At 55.7% G+C, this 25,802-nt stretch carries 21 protein-coding genes and 1 pseudogene; 16 read left to right on the top strand and 6 right to left on the bottom strand.

Annotation, left to right across the window (positions count from 1 at the left end):
• Positions 1 to 30: 30 nt before the first annotated feature.
• Both VKV18_RS15910 and VKV18_RS15905 read right to left on the bottom strand, forming a co-directional pair.
• A complete protein-coding gene (locus tag VKV18_RS15910; protein WP_324202806.1) occupies positions 31 to 945 on the bottom strand; it encodes a heme o synthase in 915 nt (304 codons plus the stop codon).
• Positions 938 to 1,918 carry a COX15/CtaA family protein gene (locus VKV18_RS15905; protein WP_324202805.1) on the bottom strand — a complete coding sequence of 327 codons (981 nt, stop codon included), beginning with the start codon at positions 1,916 to 1,918 and terminating at the stop codon, positions 938 to 940. The genes VKV18_RS15910 and VKV18_RS15905 overlap by 8 nt, the downstream gene beginning before the upstream one ends.
• A gap of 179 nt (positions 1,919 to 2,097) precedes the next feature.
• Here VKV18_RS15905 and VKV18_RS03305 point away from each other — a divergent pair, with 179 nt between their 5' ends.
• The 12 genes from VKV18_RS03305 (at position 2,098) to VKV18_RS03250 (ending at position 17,090) form a co-directional block, all read left to right on the top strand.
• Positions 2,098 to 3,447: an NAD(P)/FAD-dependent oxidoreductase gene (locus VKV18_RS03305; RefSeq protein WP_324202804.1), complete on the top strand. Its 1,350-nt coding sequence runs from the start codon at positions 2,098 to 2,100 to the stop codon at positions 3,445 to 3,447.
• Between the two features lie 1,531 nt (positions 3,448 to 4,978).
• Positions 4,979 to 5,626, top strand: a complete 648-nt coding sequence (locus VKV18_RS03300; protein WP_324202803.1) for an MBL fold metallo-hydrolase — start codon at positions 4,979 to 4,981, stop codon at positions 5,624 to 5,626.
• Entirely contained in the window at positions 5,607 to 6,182 is a 576-nt protein-coding gene (locus tag VKV18_RS03295) for a DUF1802 family protein (protein ID WP_324202802.1), read from the top strand. The genes VKV18_RS03300 and VKV18_RS03295 overlap by 20 nt, the downstream gene beginning before the upstream one ends.
• 1 nt (position 6,183) lies before the next feature.
• A complete protein-coding gene (lhgO, locus tag VKV18_RS03290) occupies positions 6,184 to 7,392 on the top strand; it encodes an L-2-hydroxyglutarate oxidase (RefSeq protein WP_324202801.1) in 1,209 nt (402 codons plus the stop codon).
• Complete coding sequence (locus VKV18_RS03285; protein WP_324202800.1) at positions 7,389 to 8,384, top strand: ABC transporter ATP-binding protein; 996 nt, start codon at positions 7,389 to 7,391, stop codon at positions 8,382 to 8,384. The genes lhgO and VKV18_RS03285 overlap by 4 nt, the downstream gene beginning before the upstream one ends.
• A gap of 45 nt (positions 8,385 to 8,429) precedes the next feature.
• The gene (locus VKV18_RS03280) at positions 8,430 to 9,611 is read left to right on the top strand and encodes a glycine C-acetyltransferase (RefSeq protein WP_324202799.1); all 1,182 of its coding nucleotides are present in this window, start codon (positions 8,430 to 8,432) and stop codon (positions 9,609 to 9,611) included.
• Between the two features lie 272 nt (positions 9,612 to 9,883).
• Entirely contained in the window at positions 9,884 to 12,124 is a 2,241-nt protein-coding gene (locus tag VKV18_RS03275) for a GumC family protein (RefSeq protein WP_324202798.1), read from the top strand.
• Positions 12,125 to 12,186: 62 nt separating this feature from the next.
• Positions 12,187 to 13,467, top strand: coding sequence for a polysaccharide biosynthesis/export family protein (locus VKV18_RS03270; protein ID WP_324202797.1), 1,281 nt, complete (start codon positions 12,187 to 12,189; stop codon positions 13,465 to 13,467).
• A 69-nt stretch (positions 13,468 to 13,536) separates the two neighbouring features.
• Positions 13,537 to 14,661, top strand: a complete 1,125-nt coding sequence (locus tag VKV18_RS03265; protein WP_324202796.1) for a glycosyltransferase — start codon at positions 13,537 to 13,539, stop codon at positions 14,659 to 14,661.
• On the top strand, positions 14,654 to 15,607 hold the full coding sequence (locus tag VKV18_RS03260; RefSeq protein ID WP_324202795.1) for an exosortase/archaeosortase family protein: 954 nt from the start codon (positions 14,654 to 14,656) through the stop codon (positions 15,605 to 15,607). Before VKV18_RS03265 ends, VKV18_RS03260 begins: the two co-directional genes overlap by 8 nt.
• An 11-nt stretch (positions 15,608 to 15,618) precedes the next feature.
• Positions 15,619 to 16,242 (top strand): EpsI family protein, encoded by a 624-nt coding sequence (locus VKV18_RS03255; protein WP_324202794.1) that lies wholly within the window; start codon positions 15,619 to 15,621, stop codon positions 16,240 to 16,242.
• Complete coding sequence (locus VKV18_RS03250; RefSeq protein ID WP_324202793.1) at positions 16,239 to 17,090, top strand: ABC transporter permease; 852 nt, start codon at positions 16,239 to 16,241, stop codon at positions 17,088 to 17,090. Before VKV18_RS03255 ends, VKV18_RS03250 begins: the two co-directional genes overlap by 4 nt.
• A 2-nt stretch (positions 17,091 to 17,092) precedes the next feature.
• On the opposite strand, the gene VKV18_RS03245 is transcribed toward VKV18_RS03250, so the two are convergent.
• On the bottom strand, positions 17,093 to 19,141 hold the full coding sequence (locus VKV18_RS03245; protein WP_324202792.1) for a DUF6785 family protein: 2,049 nt from the start codon (positions 19,139 to 19,141) through the stop codon (positions 17,093 to 17,095).
• 320 nt (positions 19,142 to 19,461) lie between these two features.
• On the opposite strand from VKV18_RS03245, the gene VKV18_RS03240 reads away from it, so the two are divergent.
• Entirely contained in the window at positions 19,462 to 19,911 is a 450-nt protein-coding gene (locus VKV18_RS03240) for a hypothetical protein (protein ID WP_324202791.1), read from the top strand.
• Between the two features lie 73 nt (positions 19,912 to 19,984).
• On the opposite strand, the gene VKV18_RS03235 is transcribed toward VKV18_RS03240, so the two are convergent.
• A complete protein-coding gene (locus VKV18_RS03235) occupies positions 19,985 to 21,103 on the bottom strand; it encodes an SMI1/KNR4 family protein (RefSeq protein ID WP_324202790.1) in 1,119 nt (372 codons plus the stop codon).
• Between the two features lie 340 nt (positions 21,104 to 21,443).
• Between VKV18_RS03235 and VKV18_RS03230 the strand changes: the two genes are divergently transcribed.
• Together VKV18_RS03230 and VKV18_RS03225 are read left to right on the top strand one after the other, a co-directional pair.
• Positions 21,444 to 22,361: a phenylalanine 4-monooxygenase gene (locus VKV18_RS03230; protein WP_324202789.1), complete on the top strand. Its 918-nt coding sequence runs from the start codon at positions 21,444 to 21,446 to the stop codon at positions 22,359 to 22,361.
• A complete protein-coding gene (locus VKV18_RS03225) occupies positions 22,358 to 23,212 on the top strand; it encodes a hypothetical protein (RefSeq protein WP_324202788.1) in 855 nt (284 codons plus the stop codon). The genes VKV18_RS03230 and VKV18_RS03225 overlap by 4 nt, the downstream gene beginning before the upstream one ends.
• A 32-nt stretch (positions 23,213 to 23,244) precedes the next feature.
• Here the strand turns inward: VKV18_RS03225 and VKV18_RS03220 are convergent, their stop codons facing one another.
• Both VKV18_RS03220 and VKV18_RS03215 read right to left on the bottom strand, forming a co-directional pair.
• Positions 23,245 to 24,288: a sigma-70 family RNA polymerase sigma factor gene (locus tag VKV18_RS03220; protein WP_324202787.1), complete on the bottom strand. Its 1,044-nt coding sequence runs from the start codon at positions 24,286 to 24,288 to the stop codon at positions 23,245 to 23,247.
• A gap of 266 nt (positions 24,289 to 24,554) precedes the next feature.
• Entirely contained in the window at positions 24,555 to 25,241 is a 687-nt protein-coding gene (locus VKV18_RS03215; protein ID WP_324202786.1) for a DUF1559 domain-containing protein, read from the bottom strand.
• A 309-nt stretch (positions 25,242 to 25,550) separates the two neighbouring features.
• Between VKV18_RS03215 and VKV18_RS03210 the strand changes: the two are divergent.
• Positions 25,551 to 25,802: pseudogene (locus tag VKV18_RS03210) on the top strand (hypothetical protein); the annotation flags it as partial.

Below are 25,802 nucleotides of genomic sequence, written 5' to 3'. Positions count from 1 at the left end.
GCTTATATTATAGCGGCTTCAAGGAGTTGGTTAAATGTGCCGAGCGATGGCCATCGTCAGAAAGATGAGAGCGAGGTAGATCATGGAGTATTTGAACAGCCAGAGCGCCTGTGGGCGTGATGGGTTTCGATGAATGCGGTAGACGTAGTAGATAAGCCCTACGTTGATAAGCACACTGCTAATGAGATAGAACGTTCCTAACGCGTAGATTTTGAGCGGCAGCAGCGTGGTAAGAACGGTTGGCACCGTATAGAGCGCGATCTGATCTACTGTGGTTTTATCTCCGCGAACCACCGGCAGCATCGGGACACCGGCGCGTGCATAGTCGTCTTTAATGAGCAAGGCAAGTGCCCAAAAGTGCACCGGAGTCCAGAAGAAGATGATGGCAAAGAGCAGCCATGCCATGGGGGCGAGGTGATGTGTGACGGCAGCCCAACCCACCAGCGGGGGGAAGCAGCCGGCTGCTCCTCCAATAACGATATTTTGGGTCGTGCGTCGCTTTAGAAGCAGCGTGTAGATAACGACGTAGAAGAGCAGGCCGGAGAAGGCCATGAGGGCGGAGAGCAGCCCGGTAACCGCCCAAAGCAACCCAAAGGAACCTACGGTAAGGGCAGCGGCGAAGAGAAACGCATTGCGGGGCGTGATCTCTTGGGTAACGGTGGGGCGTTCTGCCGTGCGAACCATGGTGGCATCAATGTCGCGGTCTATCAACATGTTGAAGGTGTTGGCGGCTCCTGCGGCCATATAGCCGCCGATGGCTACGGCCAAGAAAGCCATCCACGTAACCGGATGCTGCGCGTCGGAAGCGATGAACATCGCCGTAAGCGCCGTAAAGAGCAACAGGCTAATAATACGCGGTTTGGTAAGTGCAAGGTAGCTGCGCCAACTTACCGTGCGCGGAGCGTGCACGGTTGCGGCTTCCGGTAAATAGACAGATTCATGCATTTCTTGTAGCGACATAGTGTTTTGGTAGGGCGGCCGCAGCCAGCAGCACCACATTAACCCAGAGCAGATCGGCAATAAGCAGGTGAAGACCGCGCGCCCAGATAGGTGCCAGCAGGCTGAGGTTCACGACACCTGCCGTCAGTTCGATAAAGAAAAGAAGATACACCCGTTGCGCATAGCGTTTCGTGTGCAGGGTAGGTCTCAATTGCCATATACGTGAGGCCACATAGCAGGCAAAAACCATCACAAGAACGGCCAAGAACGGGTGGAACGCCCGCAGATGGACGAGGTAGGGGGTTCCGCTGCGGAAATCGTCGCCGATGGCTTGGGCTAAGTTATGCGAAGGATAGAGCGTATCGGCAAGCCCTGCGATGGCACCGCTAATGGCCACGATGGGCACGGTGATGAGCAGACCCAACAGCAATTTGGCCACGATGCCCTGATGGCTCCACTGTATCCTTGCCCCTCCAGAGCCCCACCAGGCGGTAAGCGCAATAGAGGCCAGTAGAAGCAGCGTGTTGGATTGATGGGCCGACATGGCGATAACGCGCGCCACCGAGGTGTTCTTGTCTACCAGGCCGAAGAGAACCAGGATGGCACCGAGAATCGCCTCGAAGAAGGTGAAGAGAAGGGCGAGCAATGCCCCGAAACGCGCCGGGTGGCGCTTGGGGAATGCCAGAAAAGCCCACGCGACCAGGATCAGCAGGAGCAGCGTATCTACACCGGTCGAGAGACGATGAAGGTACTCGATGAGGGTGGCGAGCCGTTTGAAAGTTGGAATGAGATGATCCCCGCAAAGAGGCCAACGATCTCCGCAACCATCTCCCGACCCTGAAGCAAGCACCACCTGCCCCCAGACGATCACCAAGATATTATAGCCGAGCACGATCCACGCATAGGTGGGAAAGTGGCTTCTTGTTGGGGCGAGCCGGTTGGATAGCGCTCTCCACAGTTGTTGAGCTTGAAACTTCATTCAATCCTTCTTTCGTGCGTCCTCAGCTCTTTTTAAGACCTTCTAATCTATTCTACCTTCAAACAGAGGCTTTTATCGTCCTTATCCGGCCAGATTGCGAAAAATTTCACGAATTGGTATCGAGGGTTGAGGACAGATCGTAGTAGCAGGTAACAAAGGATTGGTGGAGCGGTAGCAAGATGGCATTTACGAACAGTGGCAATAAGCAGAATAGACCGCGAGTGGTGATCGTGGGTGGCGGGTTTGGGGGCCTTTATGCGGCCAAAGGCTTGAAAAGGGCGCCGGTTAACATAACGCTTATAGATAGAGGCAACCATCACCTGTTTCAGCCGCTTCTCTATCAAGTGGCAACCGCCGGCCTTTCACCCGAACAGATCGCCGCTCCCATTCGCTCTGTTTTAAGCCGCCAGCGGAATACAGAGGTGATGATGGCCGAGGTGATCGGCGTGGACACACGGCGTCGCCATGTTCTAACCGATAGAGGCGAGATACCTTACGACATGCTGGTGTTGGCGACCGGCTCACGGCATAGCTACTTCGGCCATGAGGAGTGGGAGCGGTTTGCGCCTGGGTTGAAGGAGATCGCCGATGCAATGGAGGTGCGCCAGCGCATTCTGACAGCGTTCGAGATGGCCGAGATGGAAGAGGATGCCGCAGCGCGTGATAGCTGGTTAACCTTTGTGCTGGTAGGAGGGGGGCCAACCGGCGTGGAGATGGCCGGGCAGATCGCCGAGATGACACGCTTTACGCTCGTGCGAGATTTTCGCCATATAGACCCGCGCTCTGCGCGCATTGTGCTTGTTGAAGCCGGGCCGCGCATCCTCCCCACCTTTCCACCGGAATTGAGCGCTGCGGCTGCGCGCTTTTTGGAACGGAACGGCGTTGAGGTAAGAACCGGTGTTAAAGTAACGCACATTGACCAAGAGGGCGTGATGCTGGAGAGCGGAGAGCGTCTCTTGGCTCGTACCGTTATTTGGTCGGCCGGCAATGTGGCCTCTCCTGCTGCCTGTTGGGTCGGCGCCCCAACCGACCGGGTAGGACGCGCAAAGGTTGCTCCCGATCTCAGTGTGCCGGGCCATCCTGAAATTTTCATCATCGGCGATGCCGCCTATTTTGAGCAAGACGGCAAGCCCCTTCCGGCGGTGGCGCCAACTGCCATTCAAATGGGTACCTATGTAGCCCATGTAATACGCGCTCGGGTGGAGGGGCGGCCTCAACCACCCGCTTTTCGCTATTTTGATAAAGGAGACCTTGCCACCGTAGGCCGCCACTTTGCCGTGTTTTATCGAGGGGCAAAAAGAGGCGGTTTCCCTGCAGTGCGCCTAAAGGGGTTTGTCGCTTGGGCGCTTTGGCTGGGCGTACACATCTATTTTCTCATTGGCTTTGCCAATCGGCTGTTGGTAATGCTCAACTGGGCAAGGGCCTACTTTACCTATGGGCGTGGGGCACGGCTTATTGTGCGTCGCTGGGCCGCCTCTGCATCCGAGCCAACTCCACAGAAACCTGGCGAAGCGATAACAAGACGATAAATTCATCAAAAGACTCTGGTTGACAAAAGAAACCTGTCAACGGCCACCTCCTAAGGTCGGTGGCTTGCCCTCGCCCTGGTGAGCGGTAGGGCTTCAGGAACGATTACCGACGACTTAAGAGGGGGCAGGGCGCCCTGCCCCAGAAAATCGCAAGATTTTCTGGGGACGCCTGTATCGGTCTTGAGGGGGAGGGCCTCGGCGATCATGGCACCTCGAAGCGAAGCTGAGAGGTCTTCTCATTTCATTCTCATGGAGGGAAAGGGCGTGTGCCTTGACGAGCCGGCGATACGCCTATCATTTCGAGCCGAAGCAAGGTGGACAACTGCCCTTTCGAGCTGAAGGCGAGATAGACAATTGTCATTTCGAGCCGATACTACAACTGTCATTTCGAGCCGGAGGCGAGAAATCTTGCGTTTCCATTCCCACCAGTTCTGAGAGGGTAGGGTTGCTGTCGCTGCCAATTGCTTCGGTTCTAGAGCTAACTCATAGAGCACGTCTATCTTGCTCGCCCCCTATCCCGTCCTTTCCCCCTATTAGGGAGAAAGGGGGCGGTTGTGTTAAGTTCCTGAAGGGAAGCTTATCATAGAAAACTGCCAATGAACTTATTGGTCTCCCCTCTCCCAAATTGGGGGAGGGGAGTGGGGGTGGGGGCTTGAAGCGTCGGCGGTACAACTGTGCTTTCGTGCCACAGACGAGATAAACAACTGTCCTTTCGAGCCGATACTACAACTGTCATTTCGAGCCGGAGGCGAGAAATCTTGAATTTCAATCCCTACTGGTTCTGAGAAATGGGAATGGGATTGTAGAGACTGCCGGCTTCACGGTTCTAGAGCCAGTTAGCAAAGTGAGCTTATCTTGTTCGCCCCCTATCCCGTCCTTTCCCCCTATTAGGGAGAAAGGGGGCGGTTGTGTTGAGTTGTCGAAGGGAAGGTTATCATAGAAAACTGCCGATGAACTTATTGGTCTCCCCTCTCCCAAATTGGGGGAGGGGAGTGGGGGTGGGGGCTGTAGAAGCAAGCCTACCTCACTCGCCCCCTATCCCGTCCTTTCCCACGATTCGGAAGGTGCTAGCGCACGGCGATGCAGCGGCCAGAGAAAGAGACGAGTAAGGTAATCTTTCTGGCCGCAAAGGCGCCGTCCGCGAGGACGCCCACCACGAGGTGCCCCTCTCCCTGATAGGGGAAGGGGGGTGAGAACTGTGGTTATCCTTCTATGATTGGCCATTGTTAGGGCAGGCGGAAGGGCCTGCCCCTACTTGCTAATTGCTGTTTCTAGGCCCCCTTTGCAGGGCGATAGCGGAGAGGGGAGTTGCTGTGGAGGGTTTTGAAACGGGGCGTAAGTTGACTTAGAGTGTCCTCTGCCGCCATAAGAGGCGATGGGACAATTCCCGGTGTTTGCGACAGGGCCCCTTGTCTCGATTTTTATGGGAAGTTGGGTATAATTTAGCGAAAGAGCACCGCTTGCGTGTTCTTATGGTCAGTTTTGCACACCGTGCAAAGAAATTTACCCCACAGCAAAGGCAAGCACGATAATGCCTATCTATCGCCACCTACTCGGTCCAATGGACAACAATACCTACCTCATCGTGGACGAGGTCACCGGGGAGGCAGCGCTTGTAGACCCCTCCTTCGATAGTGAACAACTTCTTCCCGAAATAGAGCAGCTCGGCTACAGCCTCCGCTACATCCTAAATACCCACGCGCATCTTGACCATGTGGCCGGCAACGCCTTCTTTTCGGCCTGGACGGGTGCCCCCATCGCCCTGCACAAAGCCGATCTAGACCTGCTACGTGCGGTGCCTGAGCAGGCGAACGCTTTTCAGATGGAGGTAGAACCCTCGCCAGAGCCGGAGATTCTTCTGGAAGACGGTCAGGAGCTACCGCTCGGTGAACTCTCTATAAAAGTGTTACATACGCCGGGACATGCGCCGGGACATGTTACGTTCCTGGTGGAGGATGCAGCCATTGTTGGGGATTGCCTGTTTCGTGGCAGTATCGGTAGGGTAGACCTGCCGGGCGGATCGGCAGAACAACTGATGGCGTCGCTTCACAATCGTCTCTTGAAACTGCCGGACGAAACCCGCGTCCTGCCTGGGCACGGAGAGCCGACCACCATCGGTGAAGAGAAGCGGCATAATCCGTTTCTGAGCGTATCGGGCCATGTTGAACACGAACGATAGGGCCTTAAAAGAGTGGGCGCTCGCCTGCAAAACGCTGCAGGAGGGGCGGCAGCTCTTGCTGATTCGCAAGGGGGGATTGCGAGAGGAAGAGGGGCGTTTTGTGCCGCGTTACCCCGAATTCTTTCTGTTCCCTACTTTTGAACACCAACGGGCTGAACTGCTGCAAGACCGTTATAAGAGCGAGTTGGAGGTGCTGTCGTCGCCGTCAGACCCTCGATTGGTAGTACTGTCCTCTTATGCGGTTGTGACCGACGTTTTGCAAGCTTGTTCTGAAGAGCAGGTAATGGCCGCCGGCGAAGAGCATATCTGGAACGCAGAGTATGTGCGCCAACGCTTCGATTTCAACCCGTACGATCCGCTGACCCTCCTCGTGCTGCGTGTCTATGTGCTTCCTCAACCGATCTCCCTGCCTTTTCAGAAGGCCTACGAGGGCTGTCGCTCCTGGATTACGCTTGAAAGAGCCTTTTCCACAGAAGGGGCCATGCCGGCGCTATCGGATGCGGAGTTTGAGAGGCGGCGTGAAGCGCTGAGGACGATTTTGGTGCGATCGTTCTAAAATGGCGCAGACGTTCGATTTTGCCGTTGTAGGCGGCGGTTTGGTAGGCCTGGCCACTTGTCTCGCGCTTCAAGAGCGATTCGGCTCCGCGAACCTTTTGGTTATTGAGAAAGAGAACCACTGGGGGGCGCATCAGTCTGGGCACAACAGTGGGGTTATCCACTCCGGCATCTACTATCGGCCGGGGAGCGCGAAAGCGCGTCTCTGTAAGCAAGGACGGGAAGCTCTTATCGCCTTCTGTGATCGCCACGCGATTCCCTATCGCATCTGCGGCAAACTGATTGTAGCCTGCGACGAAACAGAGCTTCCTCGCCTAAAAGATTTGCAGCAGCGGGCGGTGGAGAACGGCATTCCTACCCAGCTTTTGAATGCGGAAGAGGCGAAACGGTGGGAACCTCACGTACGCTGCGTGGCGGCGCTGCGGGTAGAGACAACCGGCGTGGTGGACTTCAGACAGGTGTGCCGGGCCTTTGCCCAGGAGTTGGAAGCGCGCGGGGCCGAAATGCGGTTGAACACGCTCTTAATGGGGGTGCGGCCCGAGACAAACTCCATCACGCTGGTATCGAGCCAAGGCGATTTTCGCTGTTGGTTTCTTGTAAACTGTGCCGGCCTTTTCAGTGATCGGGTGGCGCAATGGGCCGGCTTACGTCCGCCGGTGCGTATTCTGCCTTTTCGCGGGGAGTACTATACCCTGCAAAGCGCGAGTGCCGAGCTGATCAAGGGGCTTATTTACCCCGTTCCCGACCCCGCTTTTCCGTTCTTAGGGGTCCATCTCACCCGAACGATAGACGACCACGTCCATGCCGGCCCCAATGCGGTGCTCAGTTTAAAGCGCGAGGGCTACACACGAAGGGATTTCAGTCTTAGGGACTGCTGGGAGTGCATCGGTTATAGGGGGTTTTGGCGGCTTGTATTGCCCCATATGCGCGAGGGGCTTCGAGAGATACGGCGTTCCACAAGTCGCGCTCTGTTTGCGCAGAGCGTCCGGCGCATGGTGCCGGATATACGCGAGAGCGACCTGATCCCTAACGGCGCCGGGGTTCGTGCGCAGGCGGTTACTCCTGATGGGAAGCTGGTAGATGATTTTCTTATTTTGGAGGCTCCCAACGCGCTGCATGTGTGCAATGCGCCGTCACCAGCGGCCACGGCCTCTTTAGCTATTGGGCAGGAGATAGCCAATCGGGTGTCTGCTTGTTGGGGGAAACGATGAGCCAATCGCCGCTGCTTCAGGTGCGAGGGCTAAAGAAGCACTTCTCCACGCTGCAGCGTGCAGACGGGCGTTGGCGACGTGCATGGATTCGCGCCGTGGATGGAGTAGACCTCTCCATTGCGAAGGGCGAGACGTTGGGGCTTGTGGGGGAGAGTGGCTGCGGCAAATCCACCGTAGGGCGCGCTCTTTTGCGGTTGATCGAACCGGATGAGGGCGAGATTCGGTTTCTGGAACAGGATGTGCGCTCCCTGAAAGGGGAATCTTTACGCCGGTTGCGTCGTGAGATCGGCCTGGTCTTTCAAGACCCCTTCGCCGCCTTTAACCCCCGTCTTTTAGTTGGCGACATTGTGGCCGAGCCGTTGCTGGCGCATCGCTTGGTAGATACAAAGGCGGAGCGTTTTGCACGGGTATGTCAGCTCCTTGAGAGCGTAGGATTGCCATCTTCTGCTGCGGAGCGCTATCCGCACGAGTTTTCGGGGGGGCAGCGCCAGCGCATCGGCATTGCGCGCGCGATCGCCACGCGGCCTCAGTTGCTTGTTTTGGACGAGCCTACGTCGGCGCTCGATCTCTCCATTCGTGCCCAGGTGCTCAATCTCTTGCTCGATCTGCAAGAGAGCCTGGGCATGGCCTACCTGCTGATCTCCCACGATCTGACGATGGTAGGGCATTTTGCGCATCGGGTGGCCGTCATGTATTTAGGCGTGATCGTGGAGGAGGGGCCGACGGAGGCGATCTTTCAAAGCCCGCTCCATCCCTACACTCAGATGCTCCTTGCGGCGGCGCCACGTCCCGATCCATCGCGTCGTAGTGCGAGAAAACTGCTTGAAGGCGAGCCACCCAGCCCCATCGAGGTGCCCGGCGGGTGTCGCTTTCGCACGCGTTGCCCCTTTGCCAAAGATCGCTGCGCTCAGGAGGTGCCCGTGCTGCGAGAAATTAAAACGGGGCACAAAGCGGCCTGTCATTACGCAGGGGCGCTTAATGGGCTACAATGAGATATAGCGCTTCATTATGCGGAAGTATGGAAAGAGGATAAGGGCATGAACGGCACACTGTTGCAGTGGCTCGAGGTGCAGATAGAGGGCTTGAAGGAGCAGAACCTCTACAAACCGCTGGTGGTGATGGATACTCCTTCGGAGGCACGCATCACCGTGAACGGAAAAAAGGGGGTTATCAATCTCTCCAGCAACAACTATCTTGGGTTGGCCAACCATCCCAAGGTCAAAGAGGCGGCCATTCGCGCCGTTGAACGGTGGGGGGCCGGGGCGGGAGCGGTTCGGCCGATCATCGGAACGATGAGCCTGCACATGGAGTTAGAGCGGCGTTTGGCGGCGTTCAAACATGTGGAGGCGGCGCTGGTCTTTCAAAGCGGCTTCACGGCCAATGCCGGGGTGATTCCAACCATCACCGATGCGGAGGATGTGATTCTTACCGATGAGCTGAACCATGCGAGCATTATTGACGGCGTGCGCCTCTCGAAGGCACAGCGCAAAATCTACAAGCATCTCGATATGAACGCCCTTGAAGAGGCCTTGAAAGAATCGCAGGGTGCCAAGAAACGGCTTATTATTACCGATGGCGTATTCAGCATGGATGGGGACGTAGCCCCTTTAAAGGAGATCGTGGAGTTGGCCGAGCGATACGATGCCGCCGTTATGGTGGACGACGCGCATGGGTCGGGCGTTATGGGCGGCGGACGAGGGACGGCCTATCACTTTGGGGTGCACGAGCGCATTGATATTCAATTGGGCACGCTCTCGAAAGCGGTTGGAGTGATGGGCGGCTATATTGCGGGGAGCGCTCGCCTTATAGACTGGCTAACGCAGCGGGCTCGCCCCTTTCTTTTCAGCACGGCGCAGCCACCGGCCGTTGTTGCGGCTGTGATAGCAGCCATCGAGCTGATGGAGAGCGATAGTTCGCTAACGGAGCGGCTCTGGGAGAATACGCGCTACTGGAAAGAGGGGCTGCGCAAACTCGGTTTCGACACAGGGGTGTCGGTAACGCCCATAACGCCGGTGATGGTTGGCGACGAGGGCCGAGCACAGCAGCTGCAGCGTGGGCTTTTTGAGGAGGGGGTTATGGCTCTGGCCATCGTCTACCCCACAGTGGCAAAAGGGAAAGCACGCGTTCGTACCATGCCTTCGGCCATGCACACCAAAGCCGATCTCGACGATGCGCTCATGGCGTTTGAAAAGGTGGGGAAACGGCTGGGAATTATCTAGCGGACGGCCTGTAATGATTACGGTCTAAAGAGCTGTGCGTTCTGGCCGAAAATAGAGGTCGCCTATTTTCGTGAAAAATGAGTCTGTCGGCGAGTCGACAAAAAATTTGGCACGAAAATTGCAGTATACATAAGTGCAAACACTTTGTGTAGGGCTTAGGTCAGAGGAGACAGAACAGGCTTTCTTCTTCTCCGGCGGCCGGCCTTAAGGAACGCGAAAATTAAGAGCCTAAGAAGGAAAAACCTTTTGATAGCAGGGAGGCATTTGACCCGATGAATTCGCCTCAGATGATAGTGGATGCAACGCCCGCACCAAGCGCTCGTGATACCTTAGGGATCGTGTGGCGACGGGGGTGGGCTTTTATCGTTGTATTGGCGCTGTGTTTAGGGGTAACGGCCCTGGTTACCAAGTATATGCCCAAAGAGTGGTCGCCGCAGGCATCGCTTCTGGTGCAGCCACAACCTCCAGGGCTTGCCGGAGCAGACCAAAATACGCGTGATGCCGTGCAGATGGAGAGCCCGGCCACCGAAATGCAACTGCTGCAGACCGATCAGATCGCCGCGCGCTCTCTTGACTGGGCCCAAAGAAACTCCAATGGCCTCGCCGTTCCCACACTTTCTACCAAACGTTTCCTAAAGATACTTGATGTCGAGAACCCGCAAGGCACGCAGCTGATCACCATTTCGGTTACTTATGGCGACCCGCAGGTCGCTACATTGCTAACCAACGCTGTAGCACACGCCTTTCTGCAGTATAAGCGCGAACTGGTTGACGAGTATGCCACCAGTGCCATCAACAACCTCGCACAACGTGTTGCCGTGGCCAAAGAGAAGTATGCTCAGGCGCTTGCGGCAGAGACACGTTTTAAAGAAAAATACGGGTTAACCGACATCGGTGCTCAGCAGCTGGCGCTTCTTGGCGCCTATAACAATCTCTCCGAATCGATTCGTCAGCTAGAAACGAAAATCGCAGGTGAGCAGCAGACCTACTCGCTCTATAAGCAGCAGCTGGCCGCGGAAAACGATGCCATCGTTAAAAACCGCACGGTGATCGACCCTGACACGATTTCACAAGACCAACAACAGTATAACGCTGCCGTGCAGCAGCTGCAACAGGATCGGCTTAAGTACACGCCACTCTATCCCGGGATCATTCCAAACGATGAGGCGCGTGTAAAAATGGCCAAAGAGAAACTCGATAGAGATTTAGCGGCCATCGTTAACAGCAAGATTCCATCTCTTAATAATCACACGCAATTGCAACAGAACTATCGTCTGGCCTTAGTGACTCTGTTGGCCGATCAAAAACAGCTCGCCCAGGCAACCGAGCAGCAAGCATCCATTGCCGATAAGTTGAAAACCCTGCCTTTGCTTTATGAGCAATATCAGAAGCTGGAACAGAATCTCGATTCGGCACAGGGCGTTTATAAGCAGCTAAAAAATAGCCTCGACTCGGCCTATGCGAACCGCGCTGCAGCTCAGCCGAATATTCAAATTGCCCAGTTGGCAACCGTGCCCTCCGATCCTTCTAGCCCGGTTATTTGGCGTAACTACGCTTTTGGTGCTCTTATCGGCGTTGTGCTGGGCATCGCCACCATGCTTCTGTTGGAGCAGAACGATAGTCGAGTGCGCTCGCTTAAGATTGCCCGTCGCATGCTGCCCGGCCCGGTAATCGGTACGTTGCCACGGATATCGGGTGCCCAGATGCGCGCACTTCAAGCCGGCGAAGCGGTAGGCCCCATTGCGGAAGCCTATAGTTTGGCCAGAGCGAACCTCGCGCTTGCTTTGCGTGACATCAGCCATGAAGACCTAGGCGGCAGCCAGGTGGTTATGGTGACAAGCGCTCTTCCTGGTGAAGGGAAATCCATCACCGTTACCTCATTGGCCCGATCTGCCGCTCGCGCCGGTAAACGGGTCATTCTCGTGAATGCCGACCTACGGCACCCCTCGATAAACCAGATATTCCGGACCAACGAGAAGATCGGGCTGGCCGAAGTGTTGATCGGTGCGGTAAGCGCTGAGGACGCTCTTGTTAGCTCCGATACGCCCTATCTGACCATTCTCCACAGCGGCACACCGGATCGGAATCCCTCCGATCTACTGGCGTTGCCTACGATGGCCGAACTGATAGCCTATCTTCGTAAGGAGGCCGACCTTATTCTGATAGATACGCCGCCCTGTTCGGTGGTGGCCGATGCGCTGGTGCTGGCACCACTCTGCGACTGTATTCTGCAGGTGGTCAGTCTCGATATGGCCGATCAGGTCACAACGCTGGAGACGGCAGAGGCGCTGCGCGCGGCCGAGCCGAAAAAGCTGCTTTTCTTCATCAATCGCTCGGATACGCGCACCGCTCGAAATTACCACAGCTACTATTACTATAGCCAGAATGGTAAGAGCGCACGAAACGGGCACACGCCGGAAAAGGACAAACCCGCTGTGCCTTCCCTTGCGCCGGAGACGAACGCGTCGGAGGAGATCGCGCTTCCTCAGGAAGAGGAGGGTTCAAACCAATGAGACCTGTTACTCAAAAAGGTTTTCTGTTGCAAAGGATGGTCTTTGGCCAAAGGAGTGTTGCGATGCGAATCGGTAAATTGATCCTGCTATTAGCTTTCGCGCTGCTATCGCTTAAGGCCGTCGCCCAGACGGCACCCACCACGCTGCCGGCTAACGGCTCGGATACGCAGATTCCGCCCACGAAGGTGGTGTCTAAGTACCTGTTAGGTCCGGGAGATGTGATTTCGATCCATGTTGTTAATTTCCCCGATCTTACAATGGGTGACATACAGATTCCTCCCGATGGCAAGCTCACACCTCCCCTGCTGGCCGATTCACCTATCAACGTTTTAGGAAAAACGGTCGAAGAGGTCGCCGCCATGCTAACCCAGGCGTGGTCTAAGTATGTTGTCAATCCAAGTGTAAGCGTGTACTTGGTGCAAAAGCGACCTCAAGACGCGATCGTCGTCTACGGATATACACCCAGAACCGGCACAGTGGAAATGCGCCCCGGCCTGCGTATTCTCGATGTCATCTCCGCTATGGGCGGTGGAGGTGACATAGGAGACCTTAGCCATGTTACTGTGACCCATGAGGACGGAACATCGCAAACTCTTGACCTAAGTAACCCAGAGACAAAAGGTGATTCACCTGAGAACATTTTGATGCACGAGGGGGATATCATCTACGTTCCAAAGCTTTATCAGTTTGTAACCGTCCTGGGCGAAGTCAAGCAGGGCGGTCAGTTCCCCTACGAAAAAAAGATGACCGTGGCCGACGCTATCTCGCGCGCAGGTGGTTATATTGAGGGAGAGGCCGATCTTTCCGCCGCTACCATTACCCGCGATGGAAAAACGATCCCCATAGACCTTCAGAAATTCTACTTAGATGGGGATACTTCACAGAACCTTACCCTCCAACCCGGCGATAGTATTCTCATACCACGCCAGATGAATATCGTCTACATCTACGGCGCTGTGCAAGGCCAAGGGCCTTACGACTTTCGCCCCGGCGATAGGCTGTGGGATGCCATCAATCGGCGTGGAGGGCCATCGCAAGATGCCAATATAAGTGCTGTAGAGGTGATCCACACCGATCTAGAGAATAAGCTAGAGGCCGAGTTGACTCAAAAGTATCCTAAGCAGGCCAAGGACTCAAAATGGATGTTCAACCAACTGAAGAAGCAGGGCGCCATACAGGTTGTCGACCTGAATCGCTACTTCCATGGAGACCAAAGTGTCAACGTTCCGTTGAACGCCGGCGACTTCATTTACGTTCCATCCAAAAAGCATGGGTTCGGGCTGAGCGATATGTTCCAAATTCTGTCAAGCGCTAACCTCTTGCGCATCTTGGCGGGCTTCTAGCAGCCTAAGTCTGATTGCCAGGTGCCCTAAAAGCAGGCACCTGGCAATGCCTACAGAAGGGAATCGGCCATGCGGGTCGCTATCGTCCACGACTATTTGGCTCAAATGGGTGGGGCAGAGAAAGTTGTTGAGGTGCTTCATGAAATGTTTCCGGAAGCGCCCGTCTATACCTCTGTCTATGTGCCCGAAGCCATGCCCGCAAGCTTTCAAAGTTGGGACATCCGCACAAGCTTTCTACAGCGCTTGCCGGCCCTGAAAAAAACGCATCGCCTCGCTTTGCCTCTCTATCCTTTGGCTTTTGAGTCGTTCGACCTTCAGGACTACGATCTGGTCATTAGCTCCTCATCGGCCTTCGCAAAGGGGGTGATAACGCAGCCGCATACGGTGCACATCTGCTATACACATACCCCTATGCGTTTTGGATGGATGACCCATGCCTACCTGGAGAGAGAAGAGATAGGAGGACTGGAGCGCGTTCTCCTGGAGCCGGTGCTTCATCGCTTGCGGCTCTGGGATGTCGTGGCCGCCCTGCGAATCGATCGGTATATCGCAAACTCCACGGTGGTGGCCCAGCGCATCGCCCGTTTCTATCGCCGTGAGTGCGATATCGTCTATCCTCCCGTGGATACAAGCCGTTTCAAGCCCTCCGAGCAAAAAGAGGATTACTACCTCGTGGCGGCACGCTTTGCGCCGTATAAACGGTTGGACTTGGCAATAGAGGCTTGCAATCGCTTGAAAAGGCCTCTGAAGGTGGTGGGGAGCGGACGCCAAGAGGCCTATCTCCGGCGGATCGCAGGGCCTACCGTCGAGTTCCTCGGGCGTGTAAGCGACGCCGAGTTGGTTCAGCTTATGGCACATGCACGCGGCTACATCATGCCGGGTCAGGAGGATTTTGGCATATCACCGGTAGAGGCAAACGCTTGCGGTTGCCCCGTTATCGCCTACGCGGCCGGCGGGGCGCTCGATACGCAGGTGGATGGAGTTACCGGTGTGCTCTTCTCCGAACAAAGCGTAGAGAGCTTGTGTGAGGCCCTCTGTCGTGCCGAAAGCCTTGCGTTCGATATCCATGTTATGCGCCAACACGCCCAACGGTTTGATACCTCGGTATTTAAGGAGCGTATGCGGCAGATCATCGAAGAGGAGATGGCTAAGCATCGTAAAGTCGTGTCTGGAGAGAGAAGGCAGAATGTCTGAAGCATCAAAACAAGGAACCCCGACAACACCGCCTTGGCAAAAAGAGCTGTTGGATACCTTGGTGGAAGTGGGGCATTGGCCACTGCATATTTGGCTGGTTATCTTAGCAGCCATAGCGCTCTATATGCCGGTATTCCTAGACGTGATCCCCTTTCAAATTCAAAGTGGTATCTACTCCTACGGCGTGCTCATTCCCCCCATCGCGATCGGACTGCTCTATCTTCAAAAAGATCGCTTACGTGCGGCGCGACCGGCTCCAGACCCCGTGGGCTTTTTCTGGATCGCGCTCGGCGTCTTGATGGAGTGGGTAGGGTGGTTCTTGCGGGTGCGCTTCCTTATGATGGCCTCGCTTACACCGGTGGTGGCCGGCTGCATTCTGGCCCTTCATGGGCGGGAACTCTGGCGAGCCGCACGGTTTCCCGTGTTGGTGCTGTTACTTGCTGCCCCGGTGCCCATGCCGATCATCAATCCGCCGGATGTCTGGATTCAGCATCTCAGCGCCATCGGTTCTGCCGGCATTATGCAGACTTTGGGCTTTCCGCTCATTCGGCAAGGCAACACCATTCAGATTCCTGGGATGACTCTGGATGTGGCCGAAGCCTGTAGCGGATTTAAGAAGCTGTTGGCCTTTTTCTGCTTTGCGGTGCTTTACGGCTGGTTTTTTGCACTGCCCCGAAGGCGTTGGCTTCTACTTACCCTTCTGGCACTGCCGGTGGCGTTAACGGCCAATGTGGTGCGCATCGCCGGTCTTATCTTTATCGGAACAGAGTTCGGCGAACATGCCTTTCATATTGCACACGAGTATGCCGATTTCTTCGTGATCGCGCTCTCTTGTGTGCTTTTTCTCACGGTGGGCAAATACATGGGATGCGACAGAAGCCGGTTTGCACTGGAGAAAGCCCACCAACAGCCTGCGGAGGCGGAGGTCGCGTTACATGGAGGTTAGGAGGGGAGCGTATGCAGCAAAGACGCTATAGCTTTTTGGTCTGTGCCCTTCTGTTATTGGGTTTGGGGGCCAATTTGGGGTTTGGTCGGCTGAAGTTCGCCGCACCGCACCCGGTGCCCATCGAGAACTTCCCGCGCCATGTCGGCGATTGGGTGTGTGTGGCAGACGATCCGGTAGACCCAGCTGTCCAGAAAGCACTACCTACCGCCACCATCCTTCAAAGGGAGTATCGAGACCCACTGGGGCATGTTGTTACCCTTGAGCTAATTACGGGCAAGAGTTACGACGATTTTCATGACCCCAACGTCTGCTTCCCGGCACAAGGATGGACCCTTTTCGATCATAAGATACTCAATTGGAACGGGCAAGAGGTCAACTTCATGAAGGCCACACTGAACGGCTATACCGAAGATTTCGCCTACTACCTGGCGGGAGGCTATCTAGCCCAAATTCCCATGGGGGGCATCGCCCAAAAGAAGTTTTATGCCTGGCGCAAGTTGCTGACGGGGGAGGGGGGCGGTTCTTTGGTGGTACGCATGAGCAATACTGAAGGACCGGGCAGCGTGGACGTGCTAAAAAGCTTCGCGCTGACCATTCAGCCCATCGTGAACGCTTTGGTGAAAGAGAAGAAATGAGCACAGAGAGCTTGCCAGAGGCGGCAAAACGGCCGCTAACCACCATTCAGCCACCTAAGGGATGGCAGCTTATAGATTGGAAGGAGCTGTGGCGCTATCGTGATCTCCTTCTCGCTTTGGCCGGGAAAGATATTCGTTTGCGCTACCGCCAAACGGTTTTGGGCGTGGCCTGGGTGATCATTATTCCGCTCATCTCGGCGGGCATTTTTACCTTTGTCTTCGGGCGTGTGGCCAAGTTGCCCAGCGATCATGTGCCCTATATTCTATTCGCCTTTGTGGGCACCATGGCGTGGAACCTTTTCAACAGCATTATAACCAATTCCATTGCAACGCTTTTGGGCAACGCCAACATGATCTCCAAAATCTACTTTCCGCGCCTGATCTTGCCGTTATCTACGGCGCTGGGCAGCCTGCTAGATTTCAGTATCGGCCTGTGTCTGCTTATCGTGTTACTTATTTCTTACCATGTAAGCGTTCATTGGACGATCCTGCTGTTTCCTTTCTGGCTTTTCCTTTTGCTGATCATGGCGCTCGGCATCGGGTGTATCAGCTCCGCCGGTGCGGTGCCCTATCGGGACGTGCGCCAGGTTATGCCGGTGCTGCTCAACATTCTGCTCTACGCCAGCCCGGTGGCCTACGGAGCGAACGCTGTGCACGGTAAGTGGCATGCCATCTACATGCTGAACCCGTTGGCGGTGATTTTGCAAGGTTTCCGGTGGGCGGTTTTTGGGGTTTCTCCGCCTTCTTTTGGCAGCATTGTTTTCGCTGTGGTCAGCGCCGTGGCGATCTTTGTGGGAGGTGCCATGGTATTTCGGAATGTGGAACGGAGTTTTGCCGACGTTATTTAGGGCTATCCAAAAAAGACCGGATAGCCCTGCACGGCGCTGCCGACCCAGGCGCCCGTAAGCCCCCACAGAATGCCGGCAACGGCAAAATGTCCCAAGGCCAGGCCAAGAAAGAAGGGAATGAGCCGACGATAAAGTGGCATGCCACCGTAGCGAAGCACAAGCGATTTGATGATCCAAACCACGAGAAACGGCCCCCAAATAAGCGATCCATAGCTGCAGGTCATTACATAGCCTATGGGGTGGAACCAGAAGCCGGTGAAGCGGATGCGACACCACCATAGCAAGAAGGCGATCAGAGCCCCGATGACGGTGGCGTAGATGCGCGGAATGTCGGGAAGTTTCGGAGTGTGCATGTAGCCGGTTGCGGCGCTATACTCCGGTTCCGTTAACCATTGGCCCCATATCTCCCCGCGCAACTGCACGACCCCATGTTGATAGTAGGGCACGAGATGGTTATACCAGCCGAGTATAATGCCTACCACAACCGCCAAGGCTAGTAACTGAAAAAGTTTGGCCGCACGAATCTTCACGCGGCGGGCTATCTCTAAACTCTCTATCTGGTAGCCGGTCATTTCAGGAAAATAGCCTCTGGCGAGAAACACAAAAAGCGCCCATATCGTTAAGGTGGAGGGGCTGTTGCGGGCGAACGGGGCCGAGCCGAAGGTATAGAGAAAAAAGGCCTTTTGTTGTTGATAGGGAAATAACCAGATGAGCGGAACACCGGCTTCGGCACGAAGTCGGCCGTAAACCATGGCGACGGCCACAACGAGAGCGAGATAGGCTAGCGCGATCCACCAGCCCATTCCGGCCATCCACATATAGCCCCAAGAGATGAGAAACCCGCCGAAAAACCCTAGCCAAAGCCGGCGATAGCGCGCGTTGCCGACGCCGGGGTCTCCAGAAAATCTGGCGATTTTCTGGAGCAGGGCGCCCTTCCCCTCAAGGCCGACGGTGCTGCGCACGGCACTCTCCCCCTCAAGGCCGACGCCCTCCCCCTCAAGGCCGACGGTGCTGCGCACGGCACTCTCACCCTCACGCCAAGCCAGCTTCCAAGCCTCTTTAAGGCGGTGTCGAGCCAGCCAGATCAGCAGCACGGCGAGCACCATGTAGGCGCCTATACCCTCTTCTTGAAAGTAAGGCAGAAGGCCGGGAGATGCGCCGTGCGCTACCCCGAAAACCGCTGCCAGCTTCAGCACGAAGTAAGATACCCACACCGTAAGGCTTATCTCTGTGGAGACCAGAAAACCCAGCCCGATAAGTTCGGGGCGGATGTGAAAAATAAGTGGCTTCATCTCGCTCCAAGGAGGTGAGTTAAAGAGGGGGGAGAGATCGAACTGTTTGCCTATGGCGGGAAAGGCGGGGGCCAAGGCGTGCGCAATGTTGATGAGGTTATACACGGCTGCAAGCGCGAAGCCGGACCACATCAATGGGTTCCGAAAGAAAGGAGGGCCTTGGGCATCCGTTTGCGACATCTCAAGAGGCAGCGCAACGAGAGGGAAGGAGAGCCGTTCGTCATCGGCCCAAGCATGGTAGAGCAGCCCCATGAGGCTTGCCAAACACCACCAGAGCGCCAAAAAGAAGCCGAGCCAGCAGAGACACGGAACGATCCAGAGATGCCATGGTACCACACCGTTAGGCGCACCTTCGTAGAGGTGCTTGATGGCTTGCAGATTGTGAGGCGCTAGCCACTTCGGCAGGTAGGCTCGATTGGGAACGATATCTTTGGTTTTCAGATAGAAGGGGAGCGTCATTAAAGAGAAAAGGAATTGGGTTACCCCAATGCCCATGATGGTTGTGCTGACGGTTACAAAGAGAAAAACGGTGAGCAGCTCTGCCGTTGAAAAAGGTCTGGCTTTGCGCAGGTTGCGAAACAGGTAGTTGAGGGCGATGAGCAGCGCAAGGGCCGCGAGGCCGGGTATGGCGGGCACACTTTCGGTAATCTGGGTGGCCAACACCATGATCTCGGAGCGCCTCACCCAAAAGCCTGCCAGGAGCGACAGCAGCAGGGCAAGTATGAATGCGCGTTTTGAAAGACCTTGCTCGTTCTCCAAAGACCGTGTTGTGACTCCTCTCCCATACAGTTCCTGCATTCTATAGTACCTCGAAAAAGGTCATTTTCGAGATCGCCGTTTGTCACAGATTCTTTTTTAGATAGGGTTTATGTGTCGTCTTTGGCTAAAAACCCAAATATTCCTGTCAAGAACTAGCCTGTTTCGACCTAGCGCCTTGGAGCAGAGGCCCCCTGGGACACGCTACAAATTTTTCCTAGAAGTAGTTGACAAACGTCTACATATTTTGGTTTAATAAGGGGGCTTAGGAAGAAAGCACCTAGCCCCTATGGAATCGGGGGCTAGGTAGAAGGAGAACAAAAATGCCAAAGGAGCAACAGCAGCTATTGGCGGTTGGAGAGCGGACGGGCAAGCGCCCCTCCATCTCAGAGGGGTTGCCCGTTCTTTCTAAGGTCGCGGAGGCTGCCGGGGTAGAAAGACAGAGCGGTGCAAGAGACTCGGCCAAACAGAAGCTGGTCGCAACCCCCATGGAGCATCGGGCCGTAGCGATTCAGGATACTTCTCCTATCCTGCCTGCAGGTACCTCATCGGAGATCACATGGGACGGAGTTATGGAATGGGCGCAGCAGCGTGCCGCGCGGCACTATGTGCTTGAGCGCTGCAGAAAGCAGGCCTACATTGAGTGCGGCGAGGTGGCGCGCCTTACGGGGTGGCCAGGTCCCCGCGTACGGCGTTTCATTTTGGAGGTACAAGATGAGTGGCGGCAGATTCAAGGTATTCGCCCCCGTGGCCGCCCACGCAAAAGCCTCTAGAGCGCTTTTGCACGATGCCCTTACGATGCGCTCCGCGTTATTTTCCAAAAAAGCCGGCTAAGGGTTTACGAACCTAGGCGTTTGGCGGTGGGAGCGCTCGGTCATAACGGGCGAGGCTCGCTTCGCGCGAGCGACCGGTGCGCTCATAAAGCATGATCAGGGAATCGTAGAGGCGGTCGGGTTGGTCGCTCTCTTCGCCGATGGCAAGGGTAAGCGCGTTGAGAAACTCCCGCTCGGCTGCCTCGAAATTGCCCTGAGCTAGGTAGGTATTTCCGAGGACTTCACGCGCTTTAGGATCGTAGGGATCGTCAAAGACGGCGACGTGCCAGAGGGGGTCACTACGAAAGCGCGCATCGGCATGACGGCTATATTGCACCAAGGCGTCGGCAGCGACTTCATAGATGTCGGCCTCCGGATGGTCTGCACCGAGGTCCCATTCCCAAGTTCGTGTACACAGCGGGATAAGATGATTTAAAACCGCCCACCACTCCTCCGTCGCTCTTGCAAGGTCTCCTCTTTCCCGATAGACATCGGCCATGAGGTAGCAGGGGTCACCGAACCACGGGGCGGCCTCGGCAGCCCGATGAAAATAGTCGAGTGCCCGCTCGTCGTCGTTGTTTGCCCGACGCCGACATCCAAGATGGCACAGACTGAGGGCGGCTTGGGGGTCTGATTCGACGATGGCGAGATGCAGTTCGGTTTCGTTGCGCGGGCAGGGGATATCTTTGTAGTGCGTAAGCCCGAGGTGGGCAAGCAGCTGATACTGTTCTGGGTCGTAAAGCTCCATCTCGGCCCACTGTTCTTCCAGTTCATAACGCCCAACGAGAGCGCAATGGCGGAGAAAAGCCCCAAAGTCGGAGGCCACAGGGCGTAGAAACATCTCATCTTCGTCCCAATAGAGCACCGGCCATTGGTCTACCTCGGTTTTCTGCCGCGGCGCATAGAAGCCATAAAGGCCGCCCTCGTCTACGGCGCGTCCAAAGGGCAACAGTTGGGGAAGCATGCCATACTCTCTGCCGTTGCCGGCGAGAATGGCGTCGAGCGGGAAAAACTCGCAGTGGCCGAGAAACGGTTGTTCTTGCTGCCGATAAAGACTCCGAAACAGTTCGGGCAAGCGAAGTTGCCAAAACCGCTCTAAAGCGCGAAGAGCTGCGTCCGTCGCGGCCTGTCGGCGTTCCTCTCTTCGGCTCATAGGATCGATTGTCTCCAAAAATGCATAAGGTTGTACCTATTGGCCTAAATGGCGATGAAAAGCACCCTTTACAGCCATCATGCCTCGGTAGAAGTAGTTGGTGCCGTTAATATATCGGCTATAAACGGCTTTCTGCTTAGCTCTTTTTGAAGGAGTTGCCGCAGTAAGAATTTTCGCGAGGCGAACGGGCGCTTCCTCGAAGCCCTCTAGTCAAAGTATACCTGAATAACCGTATGCGCTAGACGCTTTTGCCGCAATCAGTACGTAATATTTGAAAGAAAGCGCCAAAATAGTATAGGGTGCTGCGGCTACCGCACAACGACGTGCAGGAGAAAAAGCCATGAATACCGGATTAACGACCACCAAAGCCCCCTTTATTGAGGAGGCACGAGAAACAGGGCAGCTCTTTATAACGCAGCCTTATGCCCTCTACAGCGAGGAGAACCACGAGGCCTGGCGACAGCTCTACAGGCGCATGATTCCCTTGTGGCAGCGCTATGCAAACCCGCACTTTTTGAAAGGACTGCAATGTCTTTGTTTGCCCCCCGACCGGGTGCCGAAGCTGGAGGAGGTGAACCGCTTCCTCGAACCGCTTACCGGATTTCGCGCGAAGGCGGTAAGCGGCTACGTGCCGGCCTTCCTTTTCTTCGATTGTCTGCGGAACCGAGAGTTCCCAACGACGATCACGGTGAGGTCGCTAGAAAACCTTGATTATCTGCCTGAACCCGACATCTTCCACGATGTTGCTGGCCATGTGCCGATGCACACCGACCCAGCTTTCGCCGAGACGCTCGTTCGACTCGGCGATTGTGCCCATACCGCCGTGGAGATGGTGGCGGGAATAGACGATGCGAAGGAACAGTTGCGCCGACTTACGAGTATCCTGAAAGCGTTTGCCCGATTCTTCTGGTTTACCATTGAGTTCGGGCTTATGAACACTCCGGAAGGGCTAAAGGTCTATGGAAGCGGCCTTTTAAGCTCTTATGGGGAGATCGTGCACAGCATCGAGTCACCAGAAGTGCAGCGCTATCCTTTGCAGATCGAGTGGGTGATCAACCAGGCGTTTGAAATAGACCACTATCAGCCGTTGCTGTTTGTGGTAGAGGGTTTCGATCATCTCTATCAACTGGTGGATACGCTAGAGAGGTGGATGCGGGAGGGGCGGCTTAACAATGTCGCTCCCGGTGAGCCTACGATGCGTGAGAGTGACTTGCAAAGTTTCCTGCATGTTGCCGGTAAAGGGAGTCAACAGGCATGATGCGCGATGCCCTTCACACGATTCGCGATGTTCGTCTGGTACGCCCGGATGACGCCGATTACATCGCATATCGGCGTCGTATGGCCGACCTACGTCCCTCAAGGGGCGGGCCGCGTCAGGCTGGCGAGATGTTGGGCGGTCTGGTGGAGCAGGCGGTACGACATTGGCTTGGAAAGCAGGTGCCGCTACAGGAAGAGCGTATCCTCAGTTGGGAACAGCGTCTTGCAAATGGGCGACATGGCCGTCTCTATAGGGAGTTAGATGCCGTTTGGCCCATTGACCCCGAATCGCTCTGTCTTTTCGAGATCAAGTTCACCACAAAGGAGCGCATGGCGATGGGGGTGGGGCTTGATCAGCTGGATGCAGCTGCGGAGATTCTGGCCCGATCAAAGCGGGTTCGCTATCTTCTCTTGCGGCTCGTCTATGTGGGAGCGGAGCCGGTTCCGGTGCTGGTGGAGGAGGGGGAGGGCGTCGGCCTTGAGGGGAAGGGCGTCGGCCTTGAGGGGAAGGGCGTCGGCCTTGAGGGGAAGGGCGTCGGCCTTGAGGGGGAGGAATCGGAGGGACTTTTGGTGGTGCCGCCTACCGAAGAGTACGAGGAGTTAGGCGTGATATGGGTTCCTCCTGCGGCTGTAGAAGAGAGCGCCGCAGAGCTTGGTTTGGAGCTACCGGCAAACTGGCTTGAACCGGAAGCGCGTGAGGGCGCTGTAGAAGACCCCGAGCGGGATGCTTGGCGCTTCTATGTAGAGAGCGCTCAAGAGGCCACATCGGTGGAAAACCCCTTAGCGGCAGCATTGAAACGTCTATTGGCGCAAGAAGCTCCAGAAGACGATAAGAGGGGCCTCTCGCTATAAGAAGCCCCTCTACGACTGGCTCCGGCTTTCCGCTACTCCGGTGTAGGTTTAAGGCCGATGACCTCGCGCAGGCGCGGGTTGTTGCGTTGTTGGCGCAGTTTTGCGAGGGCGGAGGATTCGATTTGACGGACGCGCTCACGGGTTAAACCGAGGGCGTTTCCTACCTCCTCAAGGGTGCGTGGTTCTGCACCATCCATTCCGAAGCGGAGGATGATCACGTCGCGCTCACGAGGTGTTAGCTCGGCAAGCACCTCCATGAGGGCGTCACGCACGGCCATATGGGCGGCTTCTGTGGCCGGGTTGTGGGCATCGCCGGCCGGAATAAGGTCGGCCAGGCGGTTCTCACCCTCCTCGCCCACCGGCATCTCCAGAGAAAGCGGCTCGACAGAGCTGCGCAGCAACTCGGTCAATTTCTCCTCCGGCATGCCGAGTTCTTTAGCCAACTCGGCACGTGAGGGGGCGCGCCCTAGCCGCTGACGCAACGCAAGGCGCGTTTTATTGATGCGCCCCAAGGTGTCGGTAACATGGACTGGCAGACGAATGAGCCGCGACTGATCGGCGATGGCGCGCGTAATAGACCGGCGAATCCACCAGATCGCATAGGTGCTAAATCGGTAGCCGCGCCGGTAGTTGAAACGGTCTACGGCGCGCATAAGGCCGATGGCGCCCTCCTGCATGAGGTCTTCTATCGGCATACCGTGTCCAAGATAGCGACGTGCTACCGAAGCCACAAGGCGAAGATTGGCCAGCACCAGGCGCTCTTTTGCCTGCCGCTCCAACTCCTTATCTCCGGTCTGACGTGCCGTCTCAATTTGGCGAGCAAGCTCGATCTCCTGCTCATGGGTAAGCAAAGCCATCTTCCCGGCACGTCGTAGCCAAGCTTGTGCGCTCTCTTCCAGCTCGCCGGCATCGGCTATCGCCTCCTCGCCTGTCGCCAAGCCCGGCTCCGAAATCTCGATCTCTTCTACAGCATCCTCTATTTCGGAAGAGGACAACGCCTCGGTTGTCTCCTCCATCTCTTCCAAGTTGCGCTCCAGAACGCCTAAGTCATACATCTCTACCATCTCCAGGGGCATCGCGCCTCCCTCCTAAAACATCAACAAATTTTTTCTTTTTTTGAACTCGATTATCTCTTGCAGCCCTTGTCTCTCGCCCCACCGCCGTGGTACACCGAAAACCATCGTGGGATCGTTCCAAATCATTATATACGTGTTTTTGCGTGCCTAAGTCGTGAAAGCGTCTTCTCACGATGACATGTTTTCACGAAGGCCCTGCTTTTCCTACGCGCGATATATAGACATAATTCACGGAGGAAAAGTTTCAGTAGAATAGGGCGCGAAACTTAGGGTTGGTTTAGGGCAAACCAGGCATCGGTGGGTTGCTGTGCCCAGTAGAAGCCGTTAAGCGAAAACCATTTGGCATGCCCGTCGGCCAAGGTAACCACGGCGCCTCCATTGTGTCGCGGGTCTGGTCGGCCCCAATAGTCAGCATCTGGCTGCGAAGGCGGCAGCAGATAGGTGCTTACATGGTTTGGCGGCGGCCTGCCAATAATGCCTTTCGCATCGGCCATCATCACGGTATGGGCGGGCTGCTGAATGGCCGCTAACGAAACTCCCGGCGCGTTGTTCAGCGTGTAGATGTTATTCACAACAACGCCAAGGTTTAAGTAGTAGGCATTCCAACCGTACTGGCAAACCGGCTTGCCGTAACTATTGTATTGCTGCAGATTGGAGGATGGGCATATCCATATCTGCTTGTTGCGCACATAAGGGTCGAGCAGATCGTGCCAGTTTAAAAACACGAACGGCGAAAGCGATGTGGCCGCCAGTGGTAGCCGCTCGTCGTAATCTTGTGCGTACATCTGAGCCGCAATGCCCATCTGTCGCATATTGGAAAGACAAACCGTCTGTCGTGCCTTTTCGCGCGCCTGCTCGAATACCGGAAAGAGAATAGCTGCAAGCACGGCGATAATGGCGATCACCACAAGCAGCTCTATGAGCGTGAAACCCGTACTTTTTCCTCTCGGCATTCTCCCCGTTCCTCCCCCGGCCTGTTCCGGAGCGTGCATTATGACATACAAAGCCCCGCTCCTACAAGAGAGAAACGGGGATTCCCTTTTGTGCATTATGGCTATACGCATAGAAAGACCCTTCTGTTCCTAAGGAAACCCCTTGTTGGAGCGCGAAATTTGATTTTGGTCTCTTTCGCCAAAAACTTTACCTCGTTGAGGTACGAGGGGGGCGAGAAGATTGGGGAAAAGGGGGCGCTGCTCCGAGAGACCTTTGAGGTATCATACTTTTCAGCACAGCTTGTAACCTCATTGTTTAAGGAAGATAGCATGCCCAACGAAGATGAGAATCGGCCCCATTTTGAAACCCTCTGCGCGCATTTTGCTGAAGACCCCTCCAGATTTCATGGTGCGGTAATCCCGCCTATCTTTCAAAACTCTCTGTTCACTTTTCCTACCTATGAAGAGCGGGCGACAAACTATCAGCTAGAGCCGACGGAGATCGAGGAGGCCGCCGGGGGAGTCAGCCGTTTTTACGACTACACGCGCGTGACGAACCCAACCACCGATATCGTGGAGCGC

Origin of the sequence: Chthonomonas sp. (genome assembly GCF_035294505.1) — a bacterium.
GTDB lineage: Bacteria > Armatimonadota > Chthonomonadetes > Chthonomonadales > Chthonomonadaceae > Chthonomonas.
This window is presented reverse-complemented; position numbering and strand designations above follow the sequence as displayed.